Annotated in this window: 20 protein-coding genes and 1 pseudogene; 15 read left to right on the top strand and 6 right to left on the bottom strand. The window is 62.0% G+C overall.

Annotated features, from left to right (window positions below; genetic code table 11):
- The first annotated feature begins 40 nt into the window (after positions 1–40).
- From CH295_RS26220 to CH295_RS26210, 3 genes are all read left to right on the top strand, one after another.
- Positions 41–877 (top strand): SDR family NAD(P)-dependent oxidoreductase, encoded by an 837-nt coding sequence (locus tag CH295_RS26220; RefSeq protein WP_094742379.1) that lies wholly within the window; start codon positions 41–43, stop codon positions 875–877.
- Positions 874–2430, top strand: a complete 1557-nt coding sequence (locus CH295_RS26215; RefSeq protein WP_252342201.1) for a class I adenylate-forming enzyme family protein — start codon at positions 874–876, stop codon at positions 2428–2430. The genes CH295_RS26220 and CH295_RS26215 overlap by 4 nt, the downstream gene beginning before the upstream one ends.
- A 171-nt stretch (positions 2431–2601) precedes the next feature.
- Entirely contained in the window at positions 2602–3705 is a 1104-nt protein-coding gene (locus CH295_RS26210; RefSeq protein ID WP_252342200.1) for an alpha/beta hydrolase, read from the top strand.
- 272 nt (positions 3706–3977) lie between these two features.
- Here the strand turns inward: CH295_RS26210 and CH295_RS26205 are convergent, their stop codons facing one another.
- Positions 3978–5255 (bottom strand): DUF3500 domain-containing protein, encoded by a 1278-nt coding sequence (locus CH295_RS26205; RefSeq protein WP_094742377.1) that lies wholly within the window; start codon positions 5253–5255, stop codon positions 3978–3980.
- A 330-nt stretch (positions 5256–5585) separates the two neighbouring features.
- Between CH295_RS26205 and CH295_RS26200 the strand changes: the two genes are divergently transcribed.
- The 6 genes and pseudogenes from CH295_RS26200 to CH295_RS26170 all read left to right on the top strand — a co-directional run bounded on the left by CH295_RS26200 (position 5586) and on the right by CH295_RS26170 (position 11427).
- A complete protein-coding gene (locus CH295_RS26200) occupies positions 5586–6212 on the top strand; it encodes an EAL domain-containing protein (protein ID WP_094742376.1) in 627 nt (208 codons plus the stop codon).
- 222 nt (positions 6213–6434) lie between these two features.
- A complete protein-coding gene (locus CH295_RS26195; protein WP_141217093.1) occupies positions 6435–6929 on the top strand; it encodes a DICT sensory domain-containing protein in 495 nt (164 codons plus the stop codon).
- Positions 6930–7635: 706 nt separating this feature from the next.
- Positions 7636–7857 (top strand): hypothetical protein, encoded by a 222-nt coding sequence (locus CH295_RS26185; protein WP_141217092.1) that lies wholly within the window; start codon positions 7636–7638, stop codon positions 7855–7857.
- Between the two features lie 703 nt (positions 7858–8560).
- Positions 8561–8773 (top strand): DUF3263 domain-containing protein, encoded by a 213-nt coding sequence (locus CH295_RS28550; protein WP_094742372.1) that lies wholly within the window; start codon positions 8561–8563, stop codon positions 8771–8773.
- A 65-nt stretch (positions 8774–8838) separates the two neighbouring features.
- Positions 8839–9792, top strand: a complete 954-nt coding sequence (locus tag CH295_RS26175) for an esterase/lipase family protein (RefSeq protein ID WP_094742371.1) — start codon at positions 8839–8841, stop codon at positions 9790–9792.
- Between the two features lie 361 nt (positions 9793–10153).
- Positions 10154–11427 (top strand): annotated as a pseudogene (locus tag CH295_RS26170) (IS256 family transposase).
- A gap of 292 nt (positions 11428–11719) precedes the next feature.
- Here the strand turns inward: CH295_RS26170 and CH295_RS26165 are convergent.
- Together CH295_RS26165 and CH295_RS26160 are read right to left on the bottom strand one after the other, a co-directional pair.
- Positions 11720–12919 carry a DDE-type integrase/transposase/recombinase gene (locus tag CH295_RS26165; RefSeq protein WP_252342199.1) on the bottom strand — a complete coding sequence of 400 codons (1200 nt, stop codon included), beginning with the start codon at positions 12917–12919 and terminating at the stop codon, positions 11720–11722.
- A gap of 704 nt (positions 12920–13623) precedes the next feature.
- Positions 13624–14178 carry a ferritin gene (locus tag CH295_RS26160; RefSeq protein ID WP_032381166.1) on the bottom strand — a complete coding sequence of 185 codons (555 nt, stop codon included), beginning with the start codon at positions 14176–14178 and terminating at the stop codon, positions 13624–13626.
- A 633-nt stretch (positions 14179–14811) separates the two neighbouring features.
- On the opposite strand from CH295_RS26160, the gene CH295_RS26155 reads away from it, so the two are divergent.
- From CH295_RS26155 to CH295_RS26145, 4 genes are read left to right on the top strand one after another with little or no spacing between them, the layout of a single operon-like run.
- Positions 14812–16695: a hypothetical protein gene (locus CH295_RS26155; protein WP_094742369.1), complete on the top strand. Its 1884-nt coding sequence runs from the start codon at positions 14812–14814 to the stop codon at positions 16693–16695.
- A complete protein-coding gene (locus CH295_RS28000; protein WP_170946088.1) occupies positions 16692–16856 on the top strand; it encodes a hypothetical protein in 165 nt (54 codons plus the stop codon). Before CH295_RS26155 ends, CH295_RS28000 begins: the two co-directional genes overlap by 4 nt.
- 1 nt (position 16857) lies before the next feature.
- Complete coding sequence (locus tag CH295_RS26150; protein WP_094742368.1) at positions 16858–17277, top strand: hypothetical protein; 420 nt, start codon at positions 16858–16860, stop codon at positions 17275–17277.
- Positions 17274–18590 (top strand): hypothetical protein, encoded by a 1317-nt coding sequence (locus tag CH295_RS26145; RefSeq protein ID WP_094742367.1) that lies wholly within the window; start codon positions 17274–17276, stop codon positions 18588–18590. Before CH295_RS26150 ends, CH295_RS26145 begins: the two co-directional genes overlap by 4 nt.
- A 291-nt stretch (positions 18591–18881) precedes the next feature.
- Here CH295_RS26145 and CH295_RS26140 read toward each other — a convergent pair whose 3' ends face one another.
- The 3 genes from CH295_RS26140 to CH295_RS26130 form a co-directional block, all read right to left on the bottom strand.
- Positions 18882–19544, bottom strand: coding sequence for a TetR/AcrR family transcriptional regulator (locus CH295_RS26140; RefSeq protein WP_094742366.1), 663 nt, complete (start codon positions 19542–19544; stop codon positions 18882–18884).
- Entirely contained in the window at positions 19541–21007 is a 1467-nt protein-coding gene (locus tag CH295_RS26135) for a glycosyltransferase (protein ID WP_141217091.1), read from the bottom strand. The genes CH295_RS26140 and CH295_RS26135 overlap by 4 nt, the downstream gene beginning before the upstream one ends.
- A 78-nt stretch (positions 21008–21085) precedes the next feature.
- Positions 21086–22150 (bottom strand): ferredoxin--NADP reductase, encoded by a 1065-nt coding sequence (locus tag CH295_RS26130; protein ID WP_094742364.1) that lies wholly within the window; start codon positions 22148–22150, stop codon positions 21086–21088.
- A gap of 377 nt (positions 22151–22527) precedes the next feature.
- On the opposite strand from CH295_RS26130, the gene CH295_RS26125 reads away from it, so the two are divergent.
- Positions 22528–23292, top strand: a complete 765-nt coding sequence (locus CH295_RS26125) for an alpha/beta hydrolase (RefSeq protein ID WP_252342198.1) — start codon at positions 22528–22530, stop codon at positions 23290–23292.
- Complete coding sequence (locus CH295_RS26120; RefSeq protein ID WP_094742362.1) at positions 23280–24152, top strand: SDR family NAD(P)-dependent oxidoreductase; 873 nt, start codon at positions 23280–23282, stop codon at positions 24150–24152. Before CH295_RS26125 ends, CH295_RS26120 begins: the two co-directional genes overlap by 13 nt.
- Position 24153: the final 1 nt, after the last annotated feature.

Raw genomic sequence — 24153 nt, 5'->3', positions numbered from 1 at the left:
CATATTCGGCACCGGTTCGTAGATTTCTACAGGAGACCACATGGGTAAGCTCGACGAATCAGTAGCGATCGTGACGGGAGCCGGGTCGGCCGGGCACGGGATCGGCAATGGTCGCGCAAGTGCCATCCGGCTCGCCGACGAGGGTGCAATGGTCGCTTTGCTCGATGTCACCGACTCCAGCTTGGAGACCAAGGCGATGATCGAGGAACGGGGTGGGCGATGTGAGGTTCTTCGGTGCGATGTCACCGATCCGGTGTCCACATCGCGCGCAGTCGAGGAGACCTACGACCGGTGGGGCCGGCTGGACATCCTCGTTAACAATGTCGGGGTTGCCGGACCAGCGGGAACAGTAATCGACGTCGACATGGATGCTTGGCATCGATGCCTGGACATCAATGTCACCTCGATGGTCCTCATGTCGCGATACGCGATACCCAAAATGAAGGCATCCGGAGGCGGGGCGATAGTGAACATGTCGTCCATCGCCGGTATTCGCGGCGGACACGCGGCAATTGCCTACTCGACCACCAAGGGTGCCGTGGTGAGCCTGACGCACGCTATGGCCAGCCAGCACGGAGCCGACGGCATACGTGTCAACGCAGTCGCGCCAGGACTCGTCTATACACCCATGGTCGCAGTCAAGGGCATCGACGATCGTCTCCGCAAACTTCGCGCATCGTCTAATCTGTTGGGAACAGAAGGCACTGCCTGGGATGTCGCCGAAGCCGTGCTGTTCCTTGCTGGATCCACCGCCAGGTGGATCACCGGCGTTGTATTGCCAGTGGATGCCGGACTTTCGTCGTTTGCAGCTGCGAGTCAGGTTTCGATCACTTCCAGCGGACCGACGGTCGCCGACTCGGTCGGGGCGACGTCGTGACTACAGCGCAGCCGGGTAGCTTTGATACCTTCTTGCGTCGGTGGGAACAGTCAGTAGGCGCGCATCCCGAGAACACGTTCTTGCTCTTCCAGGAAGACGATGGAACGCAAGGGCAGTGGACCTATGCAGAATTCGACACCATCGTCGACCGCTTCGCGAACCGTCTGTATGCCAACGGAGTTCGCCACGGCGGTGTTGTACACGTATGTCTGCGTAACAGTCCCGCATTCGTCGCCATCTGGCTTGCAGCCAGCAAGCTGGGAGCTTGGTTCGTACCGGTCGATCCGGCATCGACAGAACGCGATATCTCCCGTCAGCTCGAACGTACCCACCCAACGGTGGGGATCTGCGCGCGATCTCGCAACGCGGTCTACCTGAGCGCGGCATCGAAATTCGACATCATGGTCATCGAAGTCGAGGAAAACATCGCCGGCGTGGCTAACGGCAACGCACTCCTCGATGGAGCTAGGGTCGCATATTTCGACTCTCACGTGATGCCCAGCGATCGTCTGGCTGTCATGTTCACCTCAGGAACAACGTCCGAACCCAAAGGTGTCGTTCTCACTCAGCACAACTACTCACATGTCGCCGGCGCGATGGCTGCGGCCGCCAGCTTGCGTTCTGAGCATCGTTGGCTGATCGTTTTACCCTTGTTTCATGCGAACGCTCAGTTCTACGGTTTCGCATCCGCGATCGCGGTCGGAGCGAGCGTTGCCCTGACGTCCAAATTTTCTGCAAGCAGATGGCTCGAACAGGCGCGCGTCCTGGACGCCACACATGCCTCGCTCTTCGCCGCGCCGATGCGGATGATTCTGGCTCGAACCCCGGAAGGTGCAGTGGCGCATCGACTCGAGCTCGTCTGGTTCGCGCAAAGCCTGGGCGAAGACCACTACTCTCGGTTCACCGATCTGGTGCAGTGCCGACCACGTCAACTGTACGGTATGACCGAGACTGTCGCGGTCGTCACGGCAGATGACAACGCACTCCCGACGCACGACGTCATCGGACGGCCGGTCCACGGTCGTGCGGTTCGCCTCGTCGATCCCGTCACCGACGCCGATGTAGGCGACGGCGAGGTCGGAATGATCGTGGTCGCCGGCAGCCGTGGTGAGGATCTGTTCAGCGAGTATCTCGATGAGCCCTCCGTGACAGCCGGATCGTTCTTCGCCGACGGCGACCGAACCTGGTTCCGCACCGGCGATTTGGCGGTCAAAACGGAATTGGGCGCGTTGCGGTTCGTGGGTCGGATTGATGACGTCATCAAGGTGGCCGGTGAAAACGTAAGCCTGACCGAGGTCGAGGCCGCCGTTGCGCAAGCTCCCGGCGTGCTCGAAGCAGCTGTGGTGAGCATGGAGGATCCCATCCGCGATCATGTCCCCGTTGCATACGTAGTCCCGAACGACCCGGCCAACCCTCCGAACATCACAGCGTTGGCCTCGTGGGCCGAGCGCGCTCTCTCTCCCAAAGAACGTCCCCGCGACTGGCACATCATCGATGAGCTTCCCCGCACCAGCGTGGGAAAGATTCGACGATTCAAGATTCGATCCGAGTGACCGTCCGCGCGTCCCTATGAGGAGACCTCGGCAACGTACGGGCCCTTAGAGAATTCGGGTCCCTACCGGACCGACTCACCCACGGCCACCAGGTCTACCTGGAGCCGGCCGACCTACCGGGCCGCATGTTCATTTTCGTGTGTTAGAGAAATCGTCGGACACATATACACAGTGGCCCTCGACGCAACCGGTCACGCAGGGCAAGGCTTAGTCAGAATGGACCTCATGACCACATTCCCCACTCTCGACCCCGAATTGGCAACCGCGACAGCGATGCTCCCAAAGGTTGATTTCGGCGATATCGCAGCTACTCGAGCTCTTTTCGAGGAAATGCTCGGCGCAATCTTGACCGACCTACCGTACGACGGTGTGGATCTGCGGGTCGTGGCTGCGCCGGGAGTCGACGGCGACCCGGACGTGACCTTCAGATTCTTCACACCTGAAAATGCCGGGGGGCCTCTACCGTGTCTACTCTGGATCCATGGAGGCGGATTCGCGGCCGGCTCTGCCGAATCCAGCGATCCGTTCTGCTTGGACGTCGTGCGGGAACTCGGTTGTTCGGTTGCGAGCGTGGAGTACAGGCTCGCGCCAGAAACTCCGTTCCCAGGCCCGTTGAATGACTGCGTCGCGGCGCTCACCTACGTTCATACTCATGCAGACGAACTGGGTATCGATCCAGGCTGCATCGCAGTTGGCGGGCAAAGTGCGGGAGGGTGTCTCGCGGCCGGGACAGTCCTCAAGGCTCGTGACGAGGCCAAGATCCCCGTTGCCTTTCAATTTCTGGATATTCCCGCACTCGACGACCGGCTGATTACCACCTCGATGACCAACTTCGTAGATACACCGATGTGGCACCGACCCAATGCAATATTGTCATGGCAGTGCTTCCTGGGAAGGGACTATGAGGGCCCCGGTGATGCGAACGTGTCGATCTATGCGGCTCCTGCTCGCGCGGGTGACCTATCCGGTTTACCTCCGACGTACGTCTGCACGATGGAGCTGGATCCGCTTCGTGACGAGGGCATCGACTACGCGCTTCGCTTGCTCCGGGCGGGCGTCAGCGTCGAGTTGCATTCCTTCCCGGGGACATTCCACGGATCAGCCATGATCACAACAGCCGAGACCAGCAAACGTGGCCGGTCCGAAGCGCTCGCTGCACTCCGTAGGGGGTTGCGGCCTCCGGTTCGGACCTCGCAGCTGTCAAGACTCGACAACGACGGTGCAGGCTTGGTGGGTTCGACGGACACTCCACCGGTCGACACCGTGGTCGTTTAAATCGATTGATTGATCTGTCACGGTGTCGGTAATTCGAGTAGTGGCAAATAGTCGCCCATTGCATGCTCCGGAAGTGGACATGCATGTTGTCGACGACGAAGCCGAAGCCGGAGCCAGGACTTCGTTTACTGAGTGAGGTGACAGCGTGAGGTGGCAGCGTTCGGCGTCAATAGTCGCACGACCTCGGCGCGGTTACTGATGGCTGCCGTGCCCGGCCGGGTGTGACGGCGGGCAGGGCGGGCTCCGTTTCGGGGTTGGAAGGTTGTTGATAGTCAGCTACCGGCGGGGGTGGTGCTGGAGGGTGTCTCGGTAGCGCCGGGTCCGTCTGATCCGCTCGGGGCCGCGCCGCCCATGCCGCCGGTGGCTGCTTGTTGGGTTGCACTCCCGGCGTAGTCGTTCGTCGGGTCGCGGTAGATGGTGTGCACGTGTCCCCATCCGGAGGTCGTGACCCCTTCGACGTCGGCACCGGCGGATCCCTGTTGTGCTGCGAACTCGACGTACGCGTTCGGTCCGGAGATCTGGAAGTAGATTCCGTCGCCCTGGGTCATGTCGTACGTGGTTGCGCCGGACCAGTTGACGTAAGTGGAGTCGAGGGTCGCCTCGATCTTCGCCAGTGCGTCGGAAGTTGTCTGCTCGTCCGCCAATCCTGCCCAGTTCGCGATCACGTCGAGGAGGAGTTGTTTCTGTTCGTCGGTGAGGTCGGCTCCGGAAATGCCGTTACCTGTGGGAAAGTCGCAGGTCGAACCAGGAGCGCACACCATGTTCGCCACTGTTTCTCCCTGGTACAGCGTTGCCTTTTGTTCGTCGGTCAGGCTGTCGTAGAACGCAAATGCCGATGTGTAGATGCCGTCGAAGGGTTGCACTTCGTTGCCGTCGGAGCCGGTGTAGGCGGCGGGTTGAATACCGAGGTGTGTCGGGGCGAACGTGATCGCGTCCTGTGAGCCGTCGAGGGTCGCGTTGATTCCGAGGTGGTGTCCACCGAACTGGATCTCCCATGCGGTCGTATCGGAGGGGTCGCCGAAGAAGGCAATGTAGTACTGCCCCAACGACTCTTCGGTCGAACTGCTGTTCTCGTGCAGGTACTCATCGCCGCCCATGATGCCGGTGACGGTTTCGTAGCCTTCGTCGCTGAGCAGGGCGCTGAGCACCGCTAGAGCGGCAGTCTGTTGTTCTTCGGTCAGGTCTGCGAGATTCAACCCGGCCCGGTCGACGAAGGTCACTGGGAAGTTCGACCACGACGTGGTCTTGGTTTCGTCGTCGTAGGCGTAGGTGAGCTGTTCGCGTTGCTCGTCCGACAGAGTCGCGAGGAAGGCGGCGGCGGCCTGCGCTGAATCGGAGATCGTCTGAGCGGTAGTGGTCGCATCGGCGGTCGATGCCGACGCAGTGCTCGAGGTGGTCAGCGCCGACGTGGTCGCCGTCGAGCTCGATGGGGTTGCCGCGCTTGTGCATCCGCTCAGAACCAGGCCGCCTGCCAGCAGTGCGGACACGATTGCGGTCCGCGTGCGATCACGTCTGCTGGGGGACTTGGTGGCGAAGTTGTCGATCGTCATGCTGGGTACCTTATCCAGGAATCCTCCGCAAACGCTCCGAGAATGCTGGACGTACCCTGGCAAACTGCAGCACAACTGGATGGGGTGTTCCGCGAGGACTCCCTGCACGACGGATCGGGGAACCGTTGGCTCCGAGGCTCGACTCTGTTCGATGCGGGGCTTCGCTTGCAGCCGGTTGGCAGAGGTTGTGAGGCGTTAGGTCCACGTGCACCCGATGGCCGGTGAAGGGGAGCGGAGGTCCGGAAGTGTCGTCGCCGGGTCATCGACGCCTCAGAGACCCTCGATTTGGACCAATCGGGCATTTCGGTGTGAGGTGGATAGGGTGGCGTAATGAGTGGCAAGGGCTCGTTGGTCGCGTTGGTGGATGCGGCGCTACGTGACGTGGACGCTGTCGAGGCGGTGTATCAGCCGATCGTGGAACTCGCCACAGGATTTGCCGTAGGGTTCGAGGCGCTCGCGCGGTGGCTGGCAGCGTTGGGCGTCGACGTGGGAGCAGTGTTCGCCGCCGCGAAGTCAATGGGGACGTTGATGGAAGTCGAATGGGCATGCCGCAGCGCGGCACTCATGGGGGCTCTCGACGCAGCACTGGGGACCCAGGCGACGTTGTTTGTCAACGTCGAACCTGCCAGTGTGAGCCTCGGCTGGCCGCCACCTCCACTGATCACCAGTATCCTGCACCGCGCGTCGACCGAACTGCGTGTGGTGATCGAGATAACCGAACGAGCGCTGCTCGAGAACCCCGCTGCGCTGTTGGCGACGGTGTCCTGGGCCCGCAGGCATGGTTGCGGTATTGCGCTCGACGATGTCGGGGCGAACCCGAACACCGTCGCGCTGCTCCCGTTCGTCTACCCCGACGTCATCAAACTCGATGCTGCGCTCGTTCAAGATGATCTCACCCGAGACGCGGCCAGAACACTCGCTGCAGTGTGGCGCATGCTGAACACTCCGGAGCCGTGATTCTCGCCGAGGGCATCGAGAGCACCGACCATGTGCATCGCGCATTGTCCTTTGGCGCGGCTCTGGGGCAAGGCTGGCACTGTGGGCGACCTGCTGCACTGCCTACGGTCGAGCATGCGACGAGCCGCAGTTCGATTGTAGGCGGCCACCGGACGAGCTCGGCCACGATCAGAACTGAAGTCGAGGGTGCCCTGCCCGATACCATTTCTCGTCGATGCGATCGTGCCTGAGCGTCCGTCGGTGCTCCTGGGAGATGTTCTTCGGCCTCGCACGGTTCATCGTGGAGTGGTCACCGCATTGGCTCTGATGCTGGAGTCGGCTGCGATCGAGTCGGCGAATCCGGTGACGGTGTTGGCCGATTTTCACAGCGACGAATTCTTCACTTCAGAAGCTGCTGCACGGTTCACGGCGATGGCCGCCGTGCATCCGTTCGTTGCAGTGCTGGGGACCACGGCCGCAGCGACCATTCCGGGCCTGCGCTCGGCGGTGCCGGAACGCAGCAGCGACGGCCCCGCCGAGTGGTCGTTGGTCATCATCGGCACCGAACAGGCAACGGCTTTGATAGTGCGCGAATTACACCGCATGCCCGGGCATTTCGAGTACGCGCTGACCCATCACAGGGATCTTGTCGCAGCTGCCGGGCGATCATTGATCGCCCGGCTCCTGCCCGATCCTGAAGTGACGCAGTACGACGTGCCCCGACCGGAGTCGTCCTAGTCCGAACCTCGATGTGGGCGGGGCGCGCAGTTGGGATCGGTCGGTGGGTGAGTACTCGGTGCGGATCCGTCGGTTGACGGCGCGGTCTGCGATCTCGAATGTCTTGCTCGGTGTCCATCCGTCACGGGGTCGGTGGCCGATATGGTCTCGAATCTGGGTGCCACGTCCTCGACTCGTCGCGTTGCTCTGACGTGGCTGGTCGCCTCCGGTGATCTCGACCGAAGTGAAGGCATTCACCAGCTCTGCCTGATTCATCGAACTACGGCGCGCCCGTCAGAACTCCGCGCTGTAGCCGGGGGGGGGGGGGTGACCGCGTGGCCCGGCAGTTGGCGACCGGCGGTGGTAACCACGGGATCCGAGAATTTCGCAGACCGCGCAGATTTGCGAACTACGTTGCGAGAAGTCTGGTTCGGTGAGTTACGCGAAGGCGTGTTGGGGTCGACGAACAACATCTCGTCGGTACCGCGGTCCCGGCAGATCGAGAAACGCATCACCGCCGATCCCGGAGCCATCCTCATGGCAAGGGCCTTGGCTACGAAACGGCCCGACGACTGATCGATCAGGGCCACACCGTCATTCTCGGCGCACGGGACCTCGAATATTACCGCGACGGACCGAAATCGCTACCAAGTTGGTTCACTGCAGCCTCGGACGTGATTCGGTACGGTGGTTTGGCGCGATATTCGCTCCGGGTGAAAGGCATCGATTGCCGTCGAGTGTGCGAGAGCGGGTTCTCGTTCGTCGTGGGTGGCTCGATCCCCGCGAGACCATCGCAGTGGTGACCGCGGTGGCAGCGGTCACGGCATTGGTATCGGCCGCAATCGTGTTGAGCAAATCCCCGACACCCGATGTCGCGGCGGCGATGATCGCACTCACGGTCCTCACTGCGTCGGTGTTAGCGGCATTGACGGTCACATCCTCCCGCTAGCGACGCCTTCAGTGGCCGGTCCCGGTACGTTTGCTCCCCGTGAAGTAGGCTCCCCGCCCGGCTTGACTCCCGTACGGCAAGTGCGGTCGGCAGCGTCCGGCCGCGCGCCGTGGAACCAGCCGCCAGTCGCGAGATCGGTGCTCGAGTGGAGTCGGCTTCAGCGGCCATCGGAGGGTGGGACGAGCTGTAAAGCCGCGAACCTTGGCGCTCTACGGGTTCGGGGGCCGAATCAACGTACTTGTGAGGTACATCACATCTACGTGGTGGCTACGAGTCGTGACCTCGTCGGGCGGGTCGTAAACCACCTGGAAAGCACTGTTCAGCAGCGTAAACGTATTCTCCTGGGGTTGCGTGACAGCGGAAGTGAGAGGTTCGCTCGGTATCTGCTCATTACCCGGCGAGCAGAATTTCACCCGTCCTCAAGAACGCACTCAAGCCCGGGCAGAGTGTGTCGTTCGCGCTCTCGAAGGTCGAGGTCGCGGCATTCACCCAGACGACGTTCGAGCTCACCGATCCCGTGCCGCGAACCGGTGCCGTGGCACGGGCATCTGCTGCCACTGTCGGTGAGCGTCGGGACCGTCACCCGACACTCGGGAGAGGCTGATGCCGATCTGGTCGCGCGTGCCGATCTGCTCATGTATGCCTCCAAAACAACCGGACCGCAACACAACTCCACATCTCACGAACAGAGGCCGACCTGACGATGCAACGACATACAGAAGACCAGATTGTTCTGGAGTTCGCCCGCAAGTGGGAGCCCTACGGCGGTGCCGATGCCTCTGAAATCCTGGTGTGCTTTGGACTCAGCGTGGACCAATACCGGGCACGACTGCAAAGCGCACTGACTCGTCAGAGCGCACTCGACCTTGATCCCACCTTGTATCGGCGACTCCTGCGATACGCAACCACCCGGTGAACGTACCCACGACGCCTACCCGGCAATGTCCATACGGGACATCACATCGAGAAAGCGAGCACCTTGTGCCGAGAACACTCACCCGAGCAGCAGCGACGATCACAGTAACTATTGCCGCTATCCTTGCCGTTACGGGCATCGCTGACGCAGAACCTGTCGAGGGCCCGCTACCGGTCCCGTTCGACCTGAACGCTGTTCCGGCAGCGCTGTTTCCGAACGTTGCGCCGCCGGGCGCGAACGATCCGCAGTGCACGCCCAGCCCCGAGCACCCCAACCCGGTGGTTCTGATCAACCCCACGGCCACCACCCAGGCCATCGCTTGGCAGACCGGTGCCCCGTTCCTGGCGAACAACGGCTACTGCGTGTTCACCTTCAATTATGGGAACCCAGCCTGGGCTTCGACATCACCGATTCAAGCCACCGACGACATCCGATCGTCCGCACGAACACTGTCCGCGACAGTGGCTCGTGTCCTCGCCTCGACCGGAGCGCACAAGGTGGACCTGGTCGGTCATTCGCAGGGCGGCGGACTACTACCCAGCTATTACATCAACGTCCTTGACGGTGCCGACAAAGTCGACAAATTCGTAGGTATCTCACCGAGCCATCATGGCACCACCGCAAGCGAAGTCGTGTACGGGCGCAGCCTGATCCCGCCTGTAGGGCGAGCGATCTATGACACTCTCGCCGCCTTGGCTCCGGCCTTCACCCAGCAAGCCATCGGATCAGATCTCGTCCAAGAAACCTACGCCCACGGCGACACCAGACCCGGCCCCACCTACACCACACTCATCACGAAATACGACGAGATCGTCACCCCTTTCACCCAGCAATATCTAGACGGACCCGACGTGAGGAACATTCTCCTGCAACAAGACTGCGAGCTGGACCGCTCCGAACATCTCTCCACGCTCTTCAGTCGGCGCGTCTGGTACCACGTCCTCAATGCCCTCGACCCCACCCACACGACACCCGTGCCGTGCATCCCTGTCGACCCCTTCTTCCCCAACGTGAATTAGCCCACCGCCCGCATCGTCATCGTTTGGACAACGAGGCCTCGAGCACGTACAGGCTGGTGTTCTACACCGGTGCGACGGGCTCCCGAGCACTGCGCATCCGGCATAGTGCGGTCGTACCCCGAATCTCACAGCCCAAGTGTCGGTTTCAGCAGTCGACTGCGCGGCTTGCTCGGGGCTTACCGTCCAAAGCAATCGTCTACTGCCATGGTCGCGGAAGTGCATGTACGGCTGCGACGCCGCATCAGTGGCATGGGCAAAAGCGACTCGACCAGGACGGGCAAACCAGGGGGACTGTCTGAATAACGGTGGATCTGGTCCTTGGTTCGACACGCCGAGCTGTGCTTGGCGGGGAGGATCGATGATGACCGAAACACTGGATCCCATGGCGGATGCGGTGGATCAGAAGCAATTGGCCGAGCAGCTCCTGGCTCAGGCCAAGGAACAAGGAATCGAGTTGATGGGCCCGAACGGGCTGCTCAATCAGCCCACCAAGAATGTCCTCGAGGCCGCGTTGGACGCGGAGATGACCGAGCACCTCGGCTACGACAAGCACGATGCCGCAGGCCGAGGCAGCGGCAACTCCTGAAACGGCACCCGCTCGAAGGCGGTGCTCACCGCGATCGGGCCGGTGGAGATCGACGTTCCTCGCGACACCGACTCCTCGTTCGCGCCGCAGATAGTCAAAAAGCGGCAACGACGCCTGACAGGTATCGACGAAATCGTATTGTCCTTGACGGCAAAGGGTTTGACGACCGGCGAAGTGTCCGCGCACTTCGCCGGTATCTTCCCCCGCAAGCGGGAGGTGCCCCCAGGGGTGACAGTATCGAGAGGACACCATCTCCCGTATCACCGACAAGTTGTTGGGGAGATGACCGAGTGGCAGAACCGGCCACTCGGGCGGGTGTACCCGGTGATGTTCATCGACGCGGTGCACGTGAAAGTCCGGGACGGACAGGCCCGCGCACCGGCCGATGTATGTCGCGATCGGTGTCACCGTCAATGGTGAACGCGACATTCTCGGATCTGGGCCGGGCGACGGCGGAGAGGGTGCGGTGCTCACGGAAATCAAGAACCGCGGTGTCGGCGATGTCTGCATCGTGGTCTGCGATGGACTAAAAGGGTCTGCCGGAGGCGATCAACACTGTCTGGGAGTTGGCGGTGGTCCAGACATGCATTATTCATCTAATACGCAACACCTTTCGGTTCGCTTCCCGGAAGTACTGGGATGAGATGTTGCGCGATATGCGTCCGGTCTACAGCGCTCCGTCGGAGTCTGCTGCGAGGGAACGGTTCACGGAGTTCACGACGAAGTGGGGTCAGCAGTATCCGGCGATCATCAAGATGTGGAACACCGCGTGGAGCGAGTTCGTGCCGTTCCTGGACTACGACGTCGAGATCAGGCGGGTGATCTGATCGACGAACGCGATCGAGTCCGTCAACGCCCGCTACAGGCGTGCCGTGCGCGCTCGTGGGCACTTCCCGACAGAGCAGGCGGCTCTCGAGTGGCTGTATCTCGCCACGCGGGCACTGGACCCCACGGGGAAAGGTAAGGCACGATGGGCAATCAGGTGGAAGCCGGCGCTCAATGCGTTCGCGATCACCTTCGAAGGACGTATCACCCCGAACGGTAACTAACCGACGCCGAGGTCGGATCCACCGTTAATCGGACACTCCCAAACCAGGAGATGTCCACGGCTATGTTGAGCCGTCCTTGTACGTCGACATCGGGTCGAACTGGGCTGACGACGAAACCCACGCTCGCACGCAGGTGATCCATGGACGCCCGTCCTGACCCAGAATATGGATACTAGAACACCTGACAGGTCGCCCGGAAGGACGTGAACCGCGTCCCACCTTAGGTCTCGCCTAGTTGGTCGTAAGGACTCCGGGGCCGGGTGTGCTGTCTTGATACATGTGGGACACGATTTTAGGCTGCGGGGCGGTGGAGTTGTCCTTGGTAGAGCTTGTCGATGTTCAGGTGCAGGTGGCCGAGGACTTCTCCGCTGGCCTTGTAGGCGGTGATGTGGTTTCCGTCGCGTAGGACGGTCACGCGGGTGTAGGCGTGGGGTCGTCCGACGGAGATCTTGTGGTCGCCGACGGCGATCACGCCGGAGTCGGAGACTAAGTGGGTGCCGACGGAGGCATCGATCTGGGCGGGTAGGTGCTGCGGGCCGCCGAGCGTTTCAGCTCGGTTCCAGGCCTGTTCAGGGGGCATGTTCACGGCACTGTGGCGGCGGTCGGTGTTGTAGAACTTCTGGTATCGGTTGCACGATGTCTGTAGTTGAGCGGTGGTGCCCGGCCGGGTGGGTTGGTCGGTGAGCCACTCTTTGAAGGTGCGGTGGTGGCGTTCGACTTTGCCGTTGGTCTGTGGGTGGTACGGGCTCGAGTGAATGAGCCGGGCACCGGACGAGATCACGAAAGCGCCGAACTTCGAGCGGCCCTTCGATGCCATTGCGGAGAACGCCATTTCGTTGTCGGACAACACGATTGCGGGAACACCATAGTCGGCGAACGCTTTACCTATGGCGGCGATGGCACCGGCGGTGGTCTCGGCGTGGCAGACGTACGTCGCGACGAGGGTGCGGGTGCAGTCGTCGAGAACCTCGAAGACAGTGGCTTTGCCGCCGCCGGCGAGCACGACTTCGGTGGCGTCGATCTGATAGCAGTCGCGGGGTCGGGCGTATTGGAATCGCCGGTAGGACGACTTCGGTCGCTTCTTCGGCTCCGGAATGACCAGACCGTGTCGGGTGAGGATGTTGTTGATGGTCGATCTGGCCGGGATCTTCCAGCCTTTGACTGACCAATCATGTTCGGCGGCAAACTTTGTCAGCTCGTAGCCGATGTTGTCGGCACCGTTGTCGCGGCCCAGTTTCCTCCGTAGCGCGATGATGTGGGCCTCGACGGTGTCGGGGGTGCGTGCCAGGCTCGAACGGGGCCGGCGGGAGTCGAGCGCCCACCGGCCCCGTTCTCGAATCCGGACGGCGTGACGGTTGGCGGTACTGCGGGAGAGCCCGTGATCGACGCAGAAGCCTGACAGGCCTCGGGCGTCGAAGACGTCAGCTCCCTCGATGATCCATGCGGTCAAGGTGGCGTCGAGCAGGTTCATCCGGGCATCCGATCTGGCCATGGATTACTCCATAGCCGGTCACAGTGCCCCGCAGCATCACCACAGCCCGTGTGTCACATGTCCGTGGACATCTCCTGTCTCATATGTCCCCGGACTCAACAACTCCGGGGCCGGGCAGTGCCACAAACGGTCCCACCGAATCCAAGTCGAATTCCGCGATCATGTCCTCACCCTCGCGTCAAGGATTGTCGAGAGCAGCCAGTACGCGTGGACGTGACGCGGCCATACGGTGGTCTTCGGCTGGTGGTTCGGCGACGAGGGTCTTGGGCTATGCGTGCCTATCGGTTGAAAGTAGAACCGGAGAACAGGAGGTGTGTACACCGCTGAGACGTCGGCCAGGTCTGCAGCAGTGCACTGTGCTGCGGACGCGGACACTGTTGTCGGAGAGCGCAGCACTCACTCGATCGGTAGACGCTTGGGTGGCCGCGCCGGTGGCAATGGATGGATGCTGGTCGAAGACGGGCCACTTCTAGTCCTTCACTAGGTCGAGTTGCTCAAGGACGTCGACCATCCTTTAACCGTTGGCCACCTGGCGCACAGTCGGTATCAGAGCTTCTCTCGCGACCAGACTATCAAGTGGTCACCAGCGCGCGTTGCCGAGAACCGTACCCGAGTTTGTGCGTTGGCTGCACCAGAAGGTTTTGGTCTATAGCTCCACGGGCCACCCGTGCGAACGCGAACCTCACCCGGAGATGCGGCGGTATTTACAGCGATCCGCCGGCAACGGTGGGTGCGCCTGCGTCGGCGACCACGCTGGTGTTCATCTCGCGGGCAACGAACTGCTCGAGGTCGAACAGGTTGTGGCCCGCGCGATCTGCGATGTTGAGCAGGGTCTTCATGCTGGCAACTTCCTCGACCTGCTCCTTGAGGAACCACTGCATGAACTGCTCGCCGAGGTAGTCGCCCTCTTCGCGTGCGGTGCTCGCCAGGGCGATGATCTGGTCGGTGACGGTCTCTTCCTGCGCGAGCGCCAGGGCGATGGCCTCACGAGGATCGGTGAAGACGGACTTCGAGGCGTCGACGCCGGTCAGCTCGACCGTGATGTCGCGATCGAGGAAGTACTGCACGATCATCATCGCGTGGTTGCGCTCTTCGACCGACTGCGCGTAGAAGTGCTTGGCCAGCTGCGGCAGGTCGACATTCGCGAAGTAGACAGCGGTGGCGATGTACTGCTGCGAGGCGTTGAACTCGTTGCGAATCTGGTCGCGAAGAAGTGCGTGGAACTTGGTGTGGCTGGTTTCTTTGATATCTACGCTCATGACGAGGACGATATGCCTGGTCAGAGGCGTTGTCATCCAAGTCGAACCTTATTGAGGCGAACGTACCCTAATGCAGTGGATCCTAAATGTCCGCTCTGAGTAGGGCGCACGACCGGCTAGGCGCGCCACTTTTGACTATAGATTTGCTGATTCGAATGAATTAACTGAGGGTAGCGGCCGGTACACCACCGGGCGGTCCTCCGCCCAGCCGGCGCTCCGCAAGGGTGGTTCGAGTGTTCGGCGCTCCACCGGGGAATCCGTCGGTTGGTGAAGGCTACTCGGATGCTCAGGAACCAGCCAACCGCCATGGTTAAAACCGCGCAGTCAGAGCTTCGCTGAGACTTCACACTTTATCATTTAGGCGCGAGTCGGGACTGAGAAACGTTGCAGCCGTTGGAGGGGTTGACCAGGGCAGGATCACGCCGGCCTTCGTCCTACTCGTGCCGGGCTGCGGAACCGAGTGCGATTGAGTGGTCTGTCCAGCTGCCGACAACAGATTTCGGGTTCCTGATCTGCCGGGATGTCATCGATCTCTCTCGGTAGGCAGATCGCGTCTGAAAACCCCCAGATGACCTTTCGGGCGAATACGGGCAAAGGGTGTCCATGGGAGCAATCTGGGGTCATACTTTTCCTATGGCCATAGTAGGTGTGACGAAGAGTTACGTTATTGCTCAGTCGGAGAGCGGGGGTGCAGCTCTCGATCAGGTGTTCGGCATGACGGCAGCGGCGGCTGTGGTCTCGCTGTTCCTGTTGTACCTGGCATTCATGCACCGCACCCGACGGATAACGTGGTTGGGGAAGCTGGCGGACTACGCCGGATCGAAGCTGAATTTGCCGGGTTGGGCTGCCTTACCTCTCGTCTTGTTCGTCTCGACCATTCTGACGGCGTTCTTGGGGTTCATCTGGGATGTCAGCCTGCACATCGGACGAGGGCGCGACGAGGGACCACTGGCCAACCCTGCCCATTACTTCATCCTGGTCGGCTTGTTCTTCCTGTTCATCGCGGGCGCTCTTGCGATCATCCTGCCGCTCGACGAGAAGCCCGGCCGCGCGGCCGTGAAGATCACGCGCACCTGGTATGCGCCCACGGGTGGTCTGCTGATCGCAGGCAGTGGTCTGTACGCGCTCATCGGTTTTCCGTTGGACGACATCTGGCACCGCATCTTCGGCCAGGACGTCACGCTGTGGGGACCGACTCACCTCATGCTGATCGGCGGTGCCGGACTGTCTCTCATCGGAGTCCTGCTGCTCGAGCACGAAGGCAGATTGGCGCTCGCCGCAGCGCAGCAGACGTCCCCCGACGAGGTTGACGACACCGCGCAGGGCCCCAAGCGCTCGGTATTGAAGTGGATCCTCAAAGCCAGCGCGTTCGGTGGTCTGCTCATCGGACTGTCGGTGTTCCAGATCGAATTCGACTTCGGAGTCGAGCAGTTCCGATTGGTGTTCCAGCCGATGCTCATCGTCGGTGCCGGAGCGTTCGCACTCGTCGCCGCACGACTGGTCGTGGGACGGGGCGCGACCCTCTTCGTCGTCGCATTCGCCGCCGTCATTCGCGAACTGACAGCATTCGTCGTCGGTCCCGTTCTGGGTGAACCACACAACGTCTTCGCGCTGTTCCTCGGGATCGCGGTGGTGGTCGAACTCGTCGGTCTCACTCCGCTCGTGGTGCACAGACTTCGATTCGGAATGCTCGCAGGATTCGCTGCCGCAACCGTGGGCCTGTGGCTCGAATCATTGTGGATCGACGCGGTATTCGTCTACCCGTGGCCGACGTCGATGTGGGTCGAGGCCCTTGCGATGGCAATACCCGTCGGCGTCATGTGTGGGCTGACGGCGGGACTGTTCGCGCAACTGCTCAGCGGTGACGGGCTGCCGGCACCTGCTGTCCGGCGCACGATCGTCGTCGCGTTGGTACTCGTACTCGGCGGCGCGACAGCCAACGGTTTGAAGATCGATGTACCGGAAAACGCAACGGCGACGGTCACTCTCGCCGATGCCGCGCCGCAGGACGGTGGCCGCATGGTGACGGCGACGGTCCGTCTCGATCCAGCCGATCTGGTGTCCGACGACCCCGAATGGGTGGCGATCCTGGCATGGCAGGGAGCCGGTGACACTCTGCGTGGTCTGGTCGTCGATCGTCTCGAACGAACCGGGCCCGGGATGTATCAGTCGACCCGTCCGGTTCCGGCGCACGGAACGTGGAAGACGTTCCTGCGTATCCAGGACGGTCGAACGTTGACCGGAACGCCGATCTTCATGGCGGCCGATCCCGGCATCGGCGCATCCGAGGTCTCGGCCGACGCCCAGTTCACACGGCAGCTGCAGAGCGAGACCGCGCTGCTGCAGCGTGAGCGGAGCTTCGATCACCCGGCGTGGCTGTTCGGTGCCGCATCACTGGTTGTGCTCGTCTGCACTCTGGCATTGATCTGGGCTCTGTCGTGGGGCGCAGTGCGCATCAGTACCGAGACCCCGGGAGCATCGGTGTCACGCAGGACGCTGGATTCGAGCTCCGTATGATGGCAGCATCAGACGTCGTCTATCTCGCCGATCACTCTGTGGTTCTGGCCATTCCGGCAGTCGCGCCCGCGTTGATCATCGTGGCCGCGGTGCTGTACGTCGTCAGGAAGGACCGCCGGGCGGAGCGCGCAGAGAAACTCGAACACGAAGGAGAGCACTGACATGGGACCGTCGCCAGTGCGGGCAGCGATCATCGGATGTGCAGCGGTGGCGCTGGTGGCCGGCTGCGGATCGTCGTCCGGCGGTACCTCGCCCACCGCGGCAGAACCGGTGCCCAGCACCGACTCCACCCCGTCGGTCTCCGCGCAGCCCGATACCCTGCAGATGAATCTGTCGATCGACGGCGGGACGGTCGAACCGACCAATCAACGCCTCGACGCGTCTGTGGGGCAATCGATTTCGATGTCGATCACCAGTGATGTCGCCGACGAACTGCACGTGCATTCGGTTCCCGAGCACACCTTCGAGATCGAGCCGGGTAAAGATCAGCTGTTCACGTTCACCGTCGATGTGCCCGGACAGGTCGATATCGAACTGCACCACAGCGATCGCACTGTCGCCACGCTCGTCGTTCGTCCGTGATTCTCGCCCACGGCCTCGGCGGGTCGACCGATCTGCCGATCCCGGTAACCTACGCCCTGATCGGAGGGGCGTGGGCGTTGGCGGCGTCGTTCGTGCTGCTGCTGTTCGCGTGGCGTCGCCCCAGGCTCGACCCCACGCGTGTCGTCGTGGCGTTGCCGCGGACGACGGTGGTGGCCGATTCGGCGCTCGTCCGGGGTCTCGTCGGGACCTTGTCGGTGCTGCTGGCGGGCACTGTCGCCGCAGCATCGGTGTGGGGGCCACAGGATTCCAGCAACGCGTTGCTCGGCACCTTCTACGTTTTGGTGTGGGTGGGCATCGTTCCGGCGTCACTATTGTTCGGGCCGTTCTGGCGAATCGTGTCTCCGATGCGGGCACTACACCGGGTCGTGTGCGGACTGTTGCGTCGTTCGACGTCGGCGGCAATCGTCCCGTATCGACGCGAATGGGGTTGTGTACCAGCAGTTGTCGGACTCTTCGCGTTCGTCTGGCTCGAACTGGCCTCACCCGACTCGGGCTCGGTGTCGGCCGTTCGTCTGTGGTGCGCGGTATACGTCGTGTCGATGGCGGTCGGTGCGGCGATCTTCGGCAACGAATGGTTCTCTCGTGCAGACCCTTTCGAGGTGTACAGCGACACGGTATCTCGGTTGTCTCCACTCACCCGAGATGCCGCGTCCGGCGTGCTGGCGCTGCGGTCTCCGCTCGACGGTGCGGTGAGCCTGCCGGTGCAGCGGGGATCAGTGGCCGTGCTTGCCGTTCTGCTCGGGTCCACCGCCTTCGACAGCATCGGGCAGATACCGGCATGGCGCTCGTTGGTCGACGAATCCGCTCTCGGATCGGTGCCGACCAGAACTCTCGGGTTGATTGCCGTCATCTGCGTTGTCGGAGCGGCGTTCTGGTCTGCGGCCCGTGCCACCGGGGGAGTGTCGCGTGTTCGCCGTGCCGCGCTACCCGGCCTGCTCGCCCATTCCCTGATCCCGATCGTGGTGGGTTACATGACGGCTCACTACCTCACGTACTTCGTCGAAAAGGGCCAGCAGACAATCATTTCGCTATCGGATCCATTGGGCAACGGAGCGAATGTACTGGGGCTGCAGGATGCATCGGTTTCCTACGTCCTGTCCAACCACCCGTCGGTCGTCGCCGGCATCGCCGTCCTGGCGGTCGTGGTGGGGCACCTGGTGGGTATCACCCTCGCCCACGACGCGTCGCTGCGAACACTGCCGAAAGAACATGCGGCCACCGGACAGCTCGCCATGATGGTCGTCATGGTGCTCTACACATTCGGTGGATTGTTCCTGCTGTTCGGAGCGTGAACGGCAGGGCGGTGGCGACACCTGCTGGAATCCATCTGGATGCGACTTGATCCATCCCCGAGGAGGTTCGGCATTCCGAGTACTACGGCGGTGAATGTCACGACAGTGCGCAGTAGCTGCAATAGCACTGTCTGACGAAGACTACATCGGTAACTGGGTGTACTTCGGGCGAGATTCGCTAGTTTTCGATGCAGGTTCCTCGGGGTCTGCCATAATACTAATGGGCGTGTGGCTGCGTCGGCCTTCGTGCGAGAGGGAGCGCCGGTAGCTGCCGGCCTACCCTCCAGGAGCTCAGCTTGCGGGGGTTGGTCGGGACTCGAACTTCGAGGGAGACCCCTCGGATTCAGCAATGCCGGAGATACCACCCCACAGCATAATTGCGAGATACTCGACAAGTGAATCCTTCGATATGGATCGTTCGATGACCCACCAATGCACTGTCATCCGAACCGCACCTACGATTCCAAATGCCAGCGGTGCTGCGCCACCGGTGTCCATGCCGAGCGCGCGTAGACGCTCCTCGATGACGGTACCGAGCAGTTCTGCGATCAACTGTTCGGATTCGGCGACCAAGTCACGATTGCCGTCGTTGTTGGTCAGGACAAATTCGTAGAATTGGCGATCACACTCGACTGCGTCGACATATGTCGTGATCATCGCACGCGCACAACGGTAGTCGTCCGGTTCTGTAGAAGTTGCTGCATGCATCTGCGGGATCAGGGCAGTTTCGAAGTAATGTCTCACAGCCGTCTTGAAAAGCTGGTCCTTGCTCGAGAAGTATTTGTAGAGGACCGACGTGGAAACACCGTTTGCCGATGCGATCTCGCTTAGGCCGGTTGCCCGGCCGTGTATGCGTACAGCAGAGATTGTCCCGTCCAGCAGTGCCAGTCTGCGCGCAGTGTTGTGCGCGCGCCACCTCAGTTCACGTCCGTCGACCTTCCCCACTTCGTTCATCTGATGTCCGACTCCTGCCGGTCGTTCGCCGCATCGAGCACGTCGCCTGCTCGACAACTCGAGGGGTGACTCGAAGGGCCTTCGTCAGCCCTGGTGTCGGGGAACTGGGGGACGTGTCGCGGACAATTTTGTGCTGCAGCGGTGTCGACCAAGAAGTTACTGTCGGGGCGGGTTGACACTGCGCTGATGCGCACCGCAGCATCAATCTTCGACAATGTGTTCCCGAGCCCGCCCTCGACGGCTGCAGCACGCGCGAGCAGTTCGGCTCGAATCCGGACCGGAGGCGACATGGCATATCGGATTGCGATCATGAGGTCTTCTGCACGGGCGGTCCGGTAGCGAAGATGAATTCCTAAGTTCTTGTTCGCGACCATTCTTCCCCAGAACTGTTGATCCCAGAAGAACGAGGTGATCACTTGGGGGCGGCCGTGTCGCAGGGCCATTGCGGTGGTTCCGGCGCCACCGTGGTGAACCACTGTGACGCACAACGGGATTATGCGGTCATGATCGACCTCGTCGACTACGCGGATCCGGCTGTCGACGGGGATGGTGTGGGTGGGCGACCAGCCGGTGCACCACACAGCGCGTGTACCGAGCGCGCGGCAGACCTCGGCGATGAGCGCGAGCAACCGCGTGGGATCTCCCACTGGCATGCTCCCGAACCCGAAGTAGACGACTTCGCCTGAGCCCGAGGCTATCCACTGTTCGATGCCCTCGGAGTCGGCCTCGCTGACACTACGGAACACGCGACTACGCAGGTGGGGTGTCATGTGGATGAATCCGGTCGGGTCCAACCGACTCGATGAGTCCGGATCTCCGATCGACTCCGTTGAAGGGAGGAGGTGTCGACTGTACGCATCGACCACGGTCGCACCTGCACGTTCGATGATTCGGTGTGAAATGCGTTGCGAAAAAGGCACCTCGGGAATTCTTGCGGTGTCGCGCAGAGCGGCGATGCTACGGAGCGCGGTGAACAGGTCGTAGGTGCGACGGTTCGTGTACGGGCCGAGGTTGCCGATGTCGAACAGCGAATGCGGGACGAGCGAGGTCTTGACGAAGGGGGAGAAGTGCACACTGGTCATCGGTATGGAGTGGGCCAACGCGGCTGCAGCCGCTTTCTCCTCGGCCAATGACCCACCGATCAGGAGATCGGCACCGGCGGAGAGTTCACGAAAGACGTCGTCGATTTCTTCGCTGTGTTTGTTGTTCAACAAGAACAGTTCTCGGAGCAGTGTCGACGTTCGGCCCGAAAGGATGATGCGTTGTCCCCTCGGGGAGTTCAGGAACGCACTGACGTCGGGGCCGAACTCGACCGTCGATACGGGAAGCGCCTTCGTCAGAGACGACATTCCAGGTGGGCTGGCGAACGTTACCTCGTGGCCCTGTCCGATCAGGCTGTCGGCAATCTGGACGAACGGTTGGACGTCACCGCGTGTTCCCAGTGTCAACACGGCGATTTTCACAGCTATTACCTCCGGTATCGGTAATTGGTCCCCACAGTTATTCGGATCGATCACGCACAGTAGGAACGCGCGTGCGCCCTAGTCGATGACGATGGCGACGCTGTCCGAGACCGGCACGGATTGGCATGCGAGGCGCATGCCCTTCTTTATCTCGTAGTCGTCCAGAGTCTCGTTGACACGCATCTCGACCTCGCCCGCTGTGAGCGTGAATGCGCATGCCCCGCAGGTTCCTTCCCGACACACGAACGGTGCGTCGATACCCTGCGCGAGCATTGCGTCGAGAAGCACTGTGTCGGGTGGGCAGAAGAACGAATAGTCCTCGCCTTCGACCTCCGCAGTCACAGGGGTGCCACCGTGCATTGCGGTCGAAGCACGGGGTGCCGTGTAGAGGAATGGGTTGGTCTCGATGGACGCGAAGGCTTCACGATGGATGGCATCGGGGGGGAGCCCCGCGGAGTCGAGTGCTGCGCAAGCGATGTCCATGAATGAGGCTGGACCACACAGGTAAGCGTCGGAATCGGCGTGCGAGGGGATGATCTCCCGTAGGCCCGTGTGGGTCGGAAGGCCGCGCTCGGACTCGAACCAGTGGCGTACATCGAGGCGCGTCGGGTAGCGCTGAGTCAAGTCGTTGAGGGTATCGGCGAACATGACCGATTGCGGAGACCGGTTCGCGTAGATCAACTCGACACGTTGGTTGTGAATTGCCAATGCGGTCTTGAGAATGGACATGATCGGTGTGATGCCGCTGCCGGCTGCGAAAAGTATGAGCGGCTTGTCCCACCTGGGCGGCACGAAGGTGCCGGCAGGATGAAGTGCGGACAAGGTGAGGCCGACAACGGCGTTGTCGCACAACCAGTTCGAGGCGTAGCCGCCCGTGGTTCGTTTGACCGAGATTGCCGGGCGCTCGTCGCAGTCCGGGCTACTCGACAGTGAGTAGCAACGCGCGACGGACGTGTGCTGTGCGTGGGGGATCTCGAGTGTCACGAATTGCCCGGGGCGGTAGCGGAATGCCGTGGTGCCGTCGGTGCCTGGGTCGGCAAACACGAGAGTGAGGGCGTCGGACGTCTCTTCGATGACGTTCTCCACCCGCAGGCGAAGCCTGCGCGGGTCGGTCTCAGCTGCCGCAATCGACTCGATCGTCATGATTGCTCCCTCTCGGTACTCGGGCTGGAAATCCAGAGCCCGATCGAACTATGTCATCAGAGAATAGACCATTGACAAATGGCGCTATTGTCGATGATGCTGTCGTTATGACAGCGACCCGGGCAGTGGCCGGCCCACAGGTGCGAGGATCTCGACGAGCGCGCTGCGCTGCCTGGACGACAGCTCGCACACTGCGGCCGATTGCGTCTCGGCTACCTTACGACCGGGGCGGCGTGCACATAGCGCGTGTCCTGGTCGAGGTCGCGATGCGCTTGTTCGGCAGTGTCGCGCGCGGTACGACTGTCACTGCAGTCGACGATAACGGAGTCGTCGGCGAGTGGGTCGACGCCGCGGGGGTGAACGGCGTTGACGAAAACATGCCACGTACCGATTCGGCGGCAGTGCTGTATTTACACGGCAGTGCATACGCAATTTGCTCGGCCCGCACTCACCGTGGTCTGGCGTCACGGCTTTCTCGCGAATCGGGTGTGCCAGTGTTCGTCGTGGACTACCGGCTGGCACCGGAGCACCCGTTCCCGGCAGCCGCAAACGATGTCGAGCGTGCCTACCGGTGGCTGCTCGAACAGGGTTATGAGCCCGGCAGGATCGCCGTCGCTGGGGATTCCGCTGGCGGGCACCTTGCGCTCGACCTGATCATCGACAATGCCCGACGCCGCGCTCCGCAGCCCGCCGCGGTAGTGCTGTTCTCCCCACTGATCGACCTGACCTTCGATCTTGCCGAAGACCGAGAACGCCTGCGACGCGATCCGATGATTTCCGCGGCGGGTGCGCGGGCGCTCACCATGCTCTACACCAGCGGCCAGAAGCCCGATATCCCGCGGCTGAGACTAGCGGTCGAGTCAGGGACATCGCTGCCACCGTTCCTGGTGCAGGCAGGCGGTGCCGAGATGCTGGTCGCAGACGCCGAGTATCTACGCGGGATCGTCGAAGCCAACGCCGGTACCTGCGCGCTCGAAATCTGGCCCGACCAGATGCACGTCTTCCAAGCGCTCCCTCGAATATCCCCAGAAGCGGGCCCAGCGCTGGGGCACGCAGCGCGGTTCATCCGCACGGAGCTCGATCGTCTTCCCGCCGATGCAGCACTTCCTCCTACACGAATCGAGACCCCATGTTCGGACTGAAGTCGACCCCATCGCCGTCCCTCGGCGCAGATGCCGTGGTCACCGGCGCCGGTAGCGGTATCGGCCGCGCCTTCGCACTGGAACTTGCTCGGCGCGGAGGCCGCGTCGTGTGCGCAGACATCTCGCTCGAGCGCGCCGAGGAAACCGTCCGTCTCCTCGACGGTCGCGGTTACGCGGTGCGATGTGATGTCGCAGTCCGATCCGAGGTGGAGGATCTTGCACTGTTCGCAGAGCTCGAATTCGGCGGTGCACCCACCCTGGTGATCAACAACGCAGGCGTCGGTATCGGCGGCCAGCCCATCGGGAGCGTCGGTTTGGACGACTGGAACTGGGCCCTGGGCATCAACCTGTGGGGCGTCATCCATGGATGCGAGACGTTCGTTCCGCAACTGCGCGCTGCGGGTCGCGGCGGGATCATCAACGTCGCGTCGGCCGCCGGTTTCGCGGCCGCACCGACCATGGGCCCGTACAACGTCGGCAAGGCCGGTGTCATGTCACTGTCGGAAACCTTGGCAGCAGAACTGTCGGGAACAGGCGTCCGTGTGAGCGTGCTCTGCCCGACATTCGTCAAGACCAACGTCGCAATCGATGGCCGCATCACCGCTCAATCGTCCGAGCTTGCAGAAAAACTCATGCGTTGGACCGGGTTCTCACCCGACCGTGTCGCCGCCGGAACACTCGATGCCTTCGACAAAGGTCGCCTCTATGTCGTCCCGCAACTCGACGCCAAAGCTGTGTGGCTTGCCAAGCGACTGACCCCGACCCTCTACACCCGCGGCGCAGGACTGCTCAACCGGCTCATTCCGAGCGAATCATCGGATCGGCCCCTCACCGACTCTTCTACGACGACAGGAAAGTGAC

Source organism: Rhodococcus sp. 14-2483-1-2 (genome assembly GCF_002259405.1).
Lineage (GTDB): Bacteria > Actinomycetota > Actinomycetes > Mycobacteriales > Mycobacteriaceae > Rhodococcoides.
The sequence above is the reverse complement of the archived record's forward strand: the minus strand, read 5'-3'. Positions and strand labels throughout refer to the sequence as shown.

Coding starts and splice junctions, on each gene's coding strand:
- CH295_RS26220 (WP_094742379.1), top strand. CDS start 41: ATGGGTAAGCTCGACGAATCAGTAGCGATCGTGACGGGAGCCGGGTCG.
- CH295_RS26205 (WP_094742377.1), bottom strand. CDS start 5,255: ATGACGATCGACAACTTCGCCACCAAGTCCCCCAGCAGACGTGATCGC.
- CH295_RS26200 (WP_094742376.1), top strand. CDS start 5,586: ATGAGTGGCAAGGGCTCGTTGGTCGCGTTGGTGGATGCGGCGCTACGT.
- CH295_RS28550 (WP_094742372.1), top strand. CDS start 8,561: ATGCAACGACATACAGAAGACCAGATTGTTCTGGAGTTCGCCCGCAAG.
- CH295_RS26165 (WP_252342199.1), bottom strand. CDS start 12,919: ATGGCCAGATCGGATGCCCGGATGAACCTGCTCGACGCCACCTTGACC.
- CH295_RS26160 (WP_032381166.1), bottom strand. CDS start 14,178: ATGAGCGTAGATATCAAAGAAACCAGCCACACCAAGTTCCACGCACTT.
- CH295_RS26155 (WP_094742369.1), top strand. CDS start 14,812: ATGGCCATAGTAGGTGTGACGAAGAGTTACGTTATTGCTCAGTCGGAG.
- CH295_RS28000 (WP_170946088.1), top strand. CDS start 16,692: ATGATGGCAGCATCAGACGTCGTCTATCTCGCCGATCACTCTGTGGTT.
- CH295_RS26150 (WP_094742368.1), top strand. CDS start 16,858: ATGGGACCGTCGCCAGTGCGGGCAGCGATCATCGGATGTGCAGCGGTG.
- CH295_RS26140 (WP_094742366.1), bottom strand. CDS start 19,544: ATGAACGAAGTGGGGAAGGTCGACGGACGTGAACTGAGGTGGCGCGCG.
- CH295_RS26130 (WP_094742364.1), bottom strand. CDS start 22,150: ATGACGATCGAGTCGATTGCGGCAGCTGAGACCGACCCGCGCAGGCTT.
- CH295_RS26125 (WP_252342198.1), top strand. CDS start 22,528: ATGCCACGTACCGATTCGGCGGCAGTGCTGTATTTACACGGCAGTGCA.
- CH295_RS26120 (WP_094742362.1), top strand. CDS start 23,280: ATGTTCGGACTGAAGTCGACCCCATCGCCGTCCCTCGGCGCAGATGCC.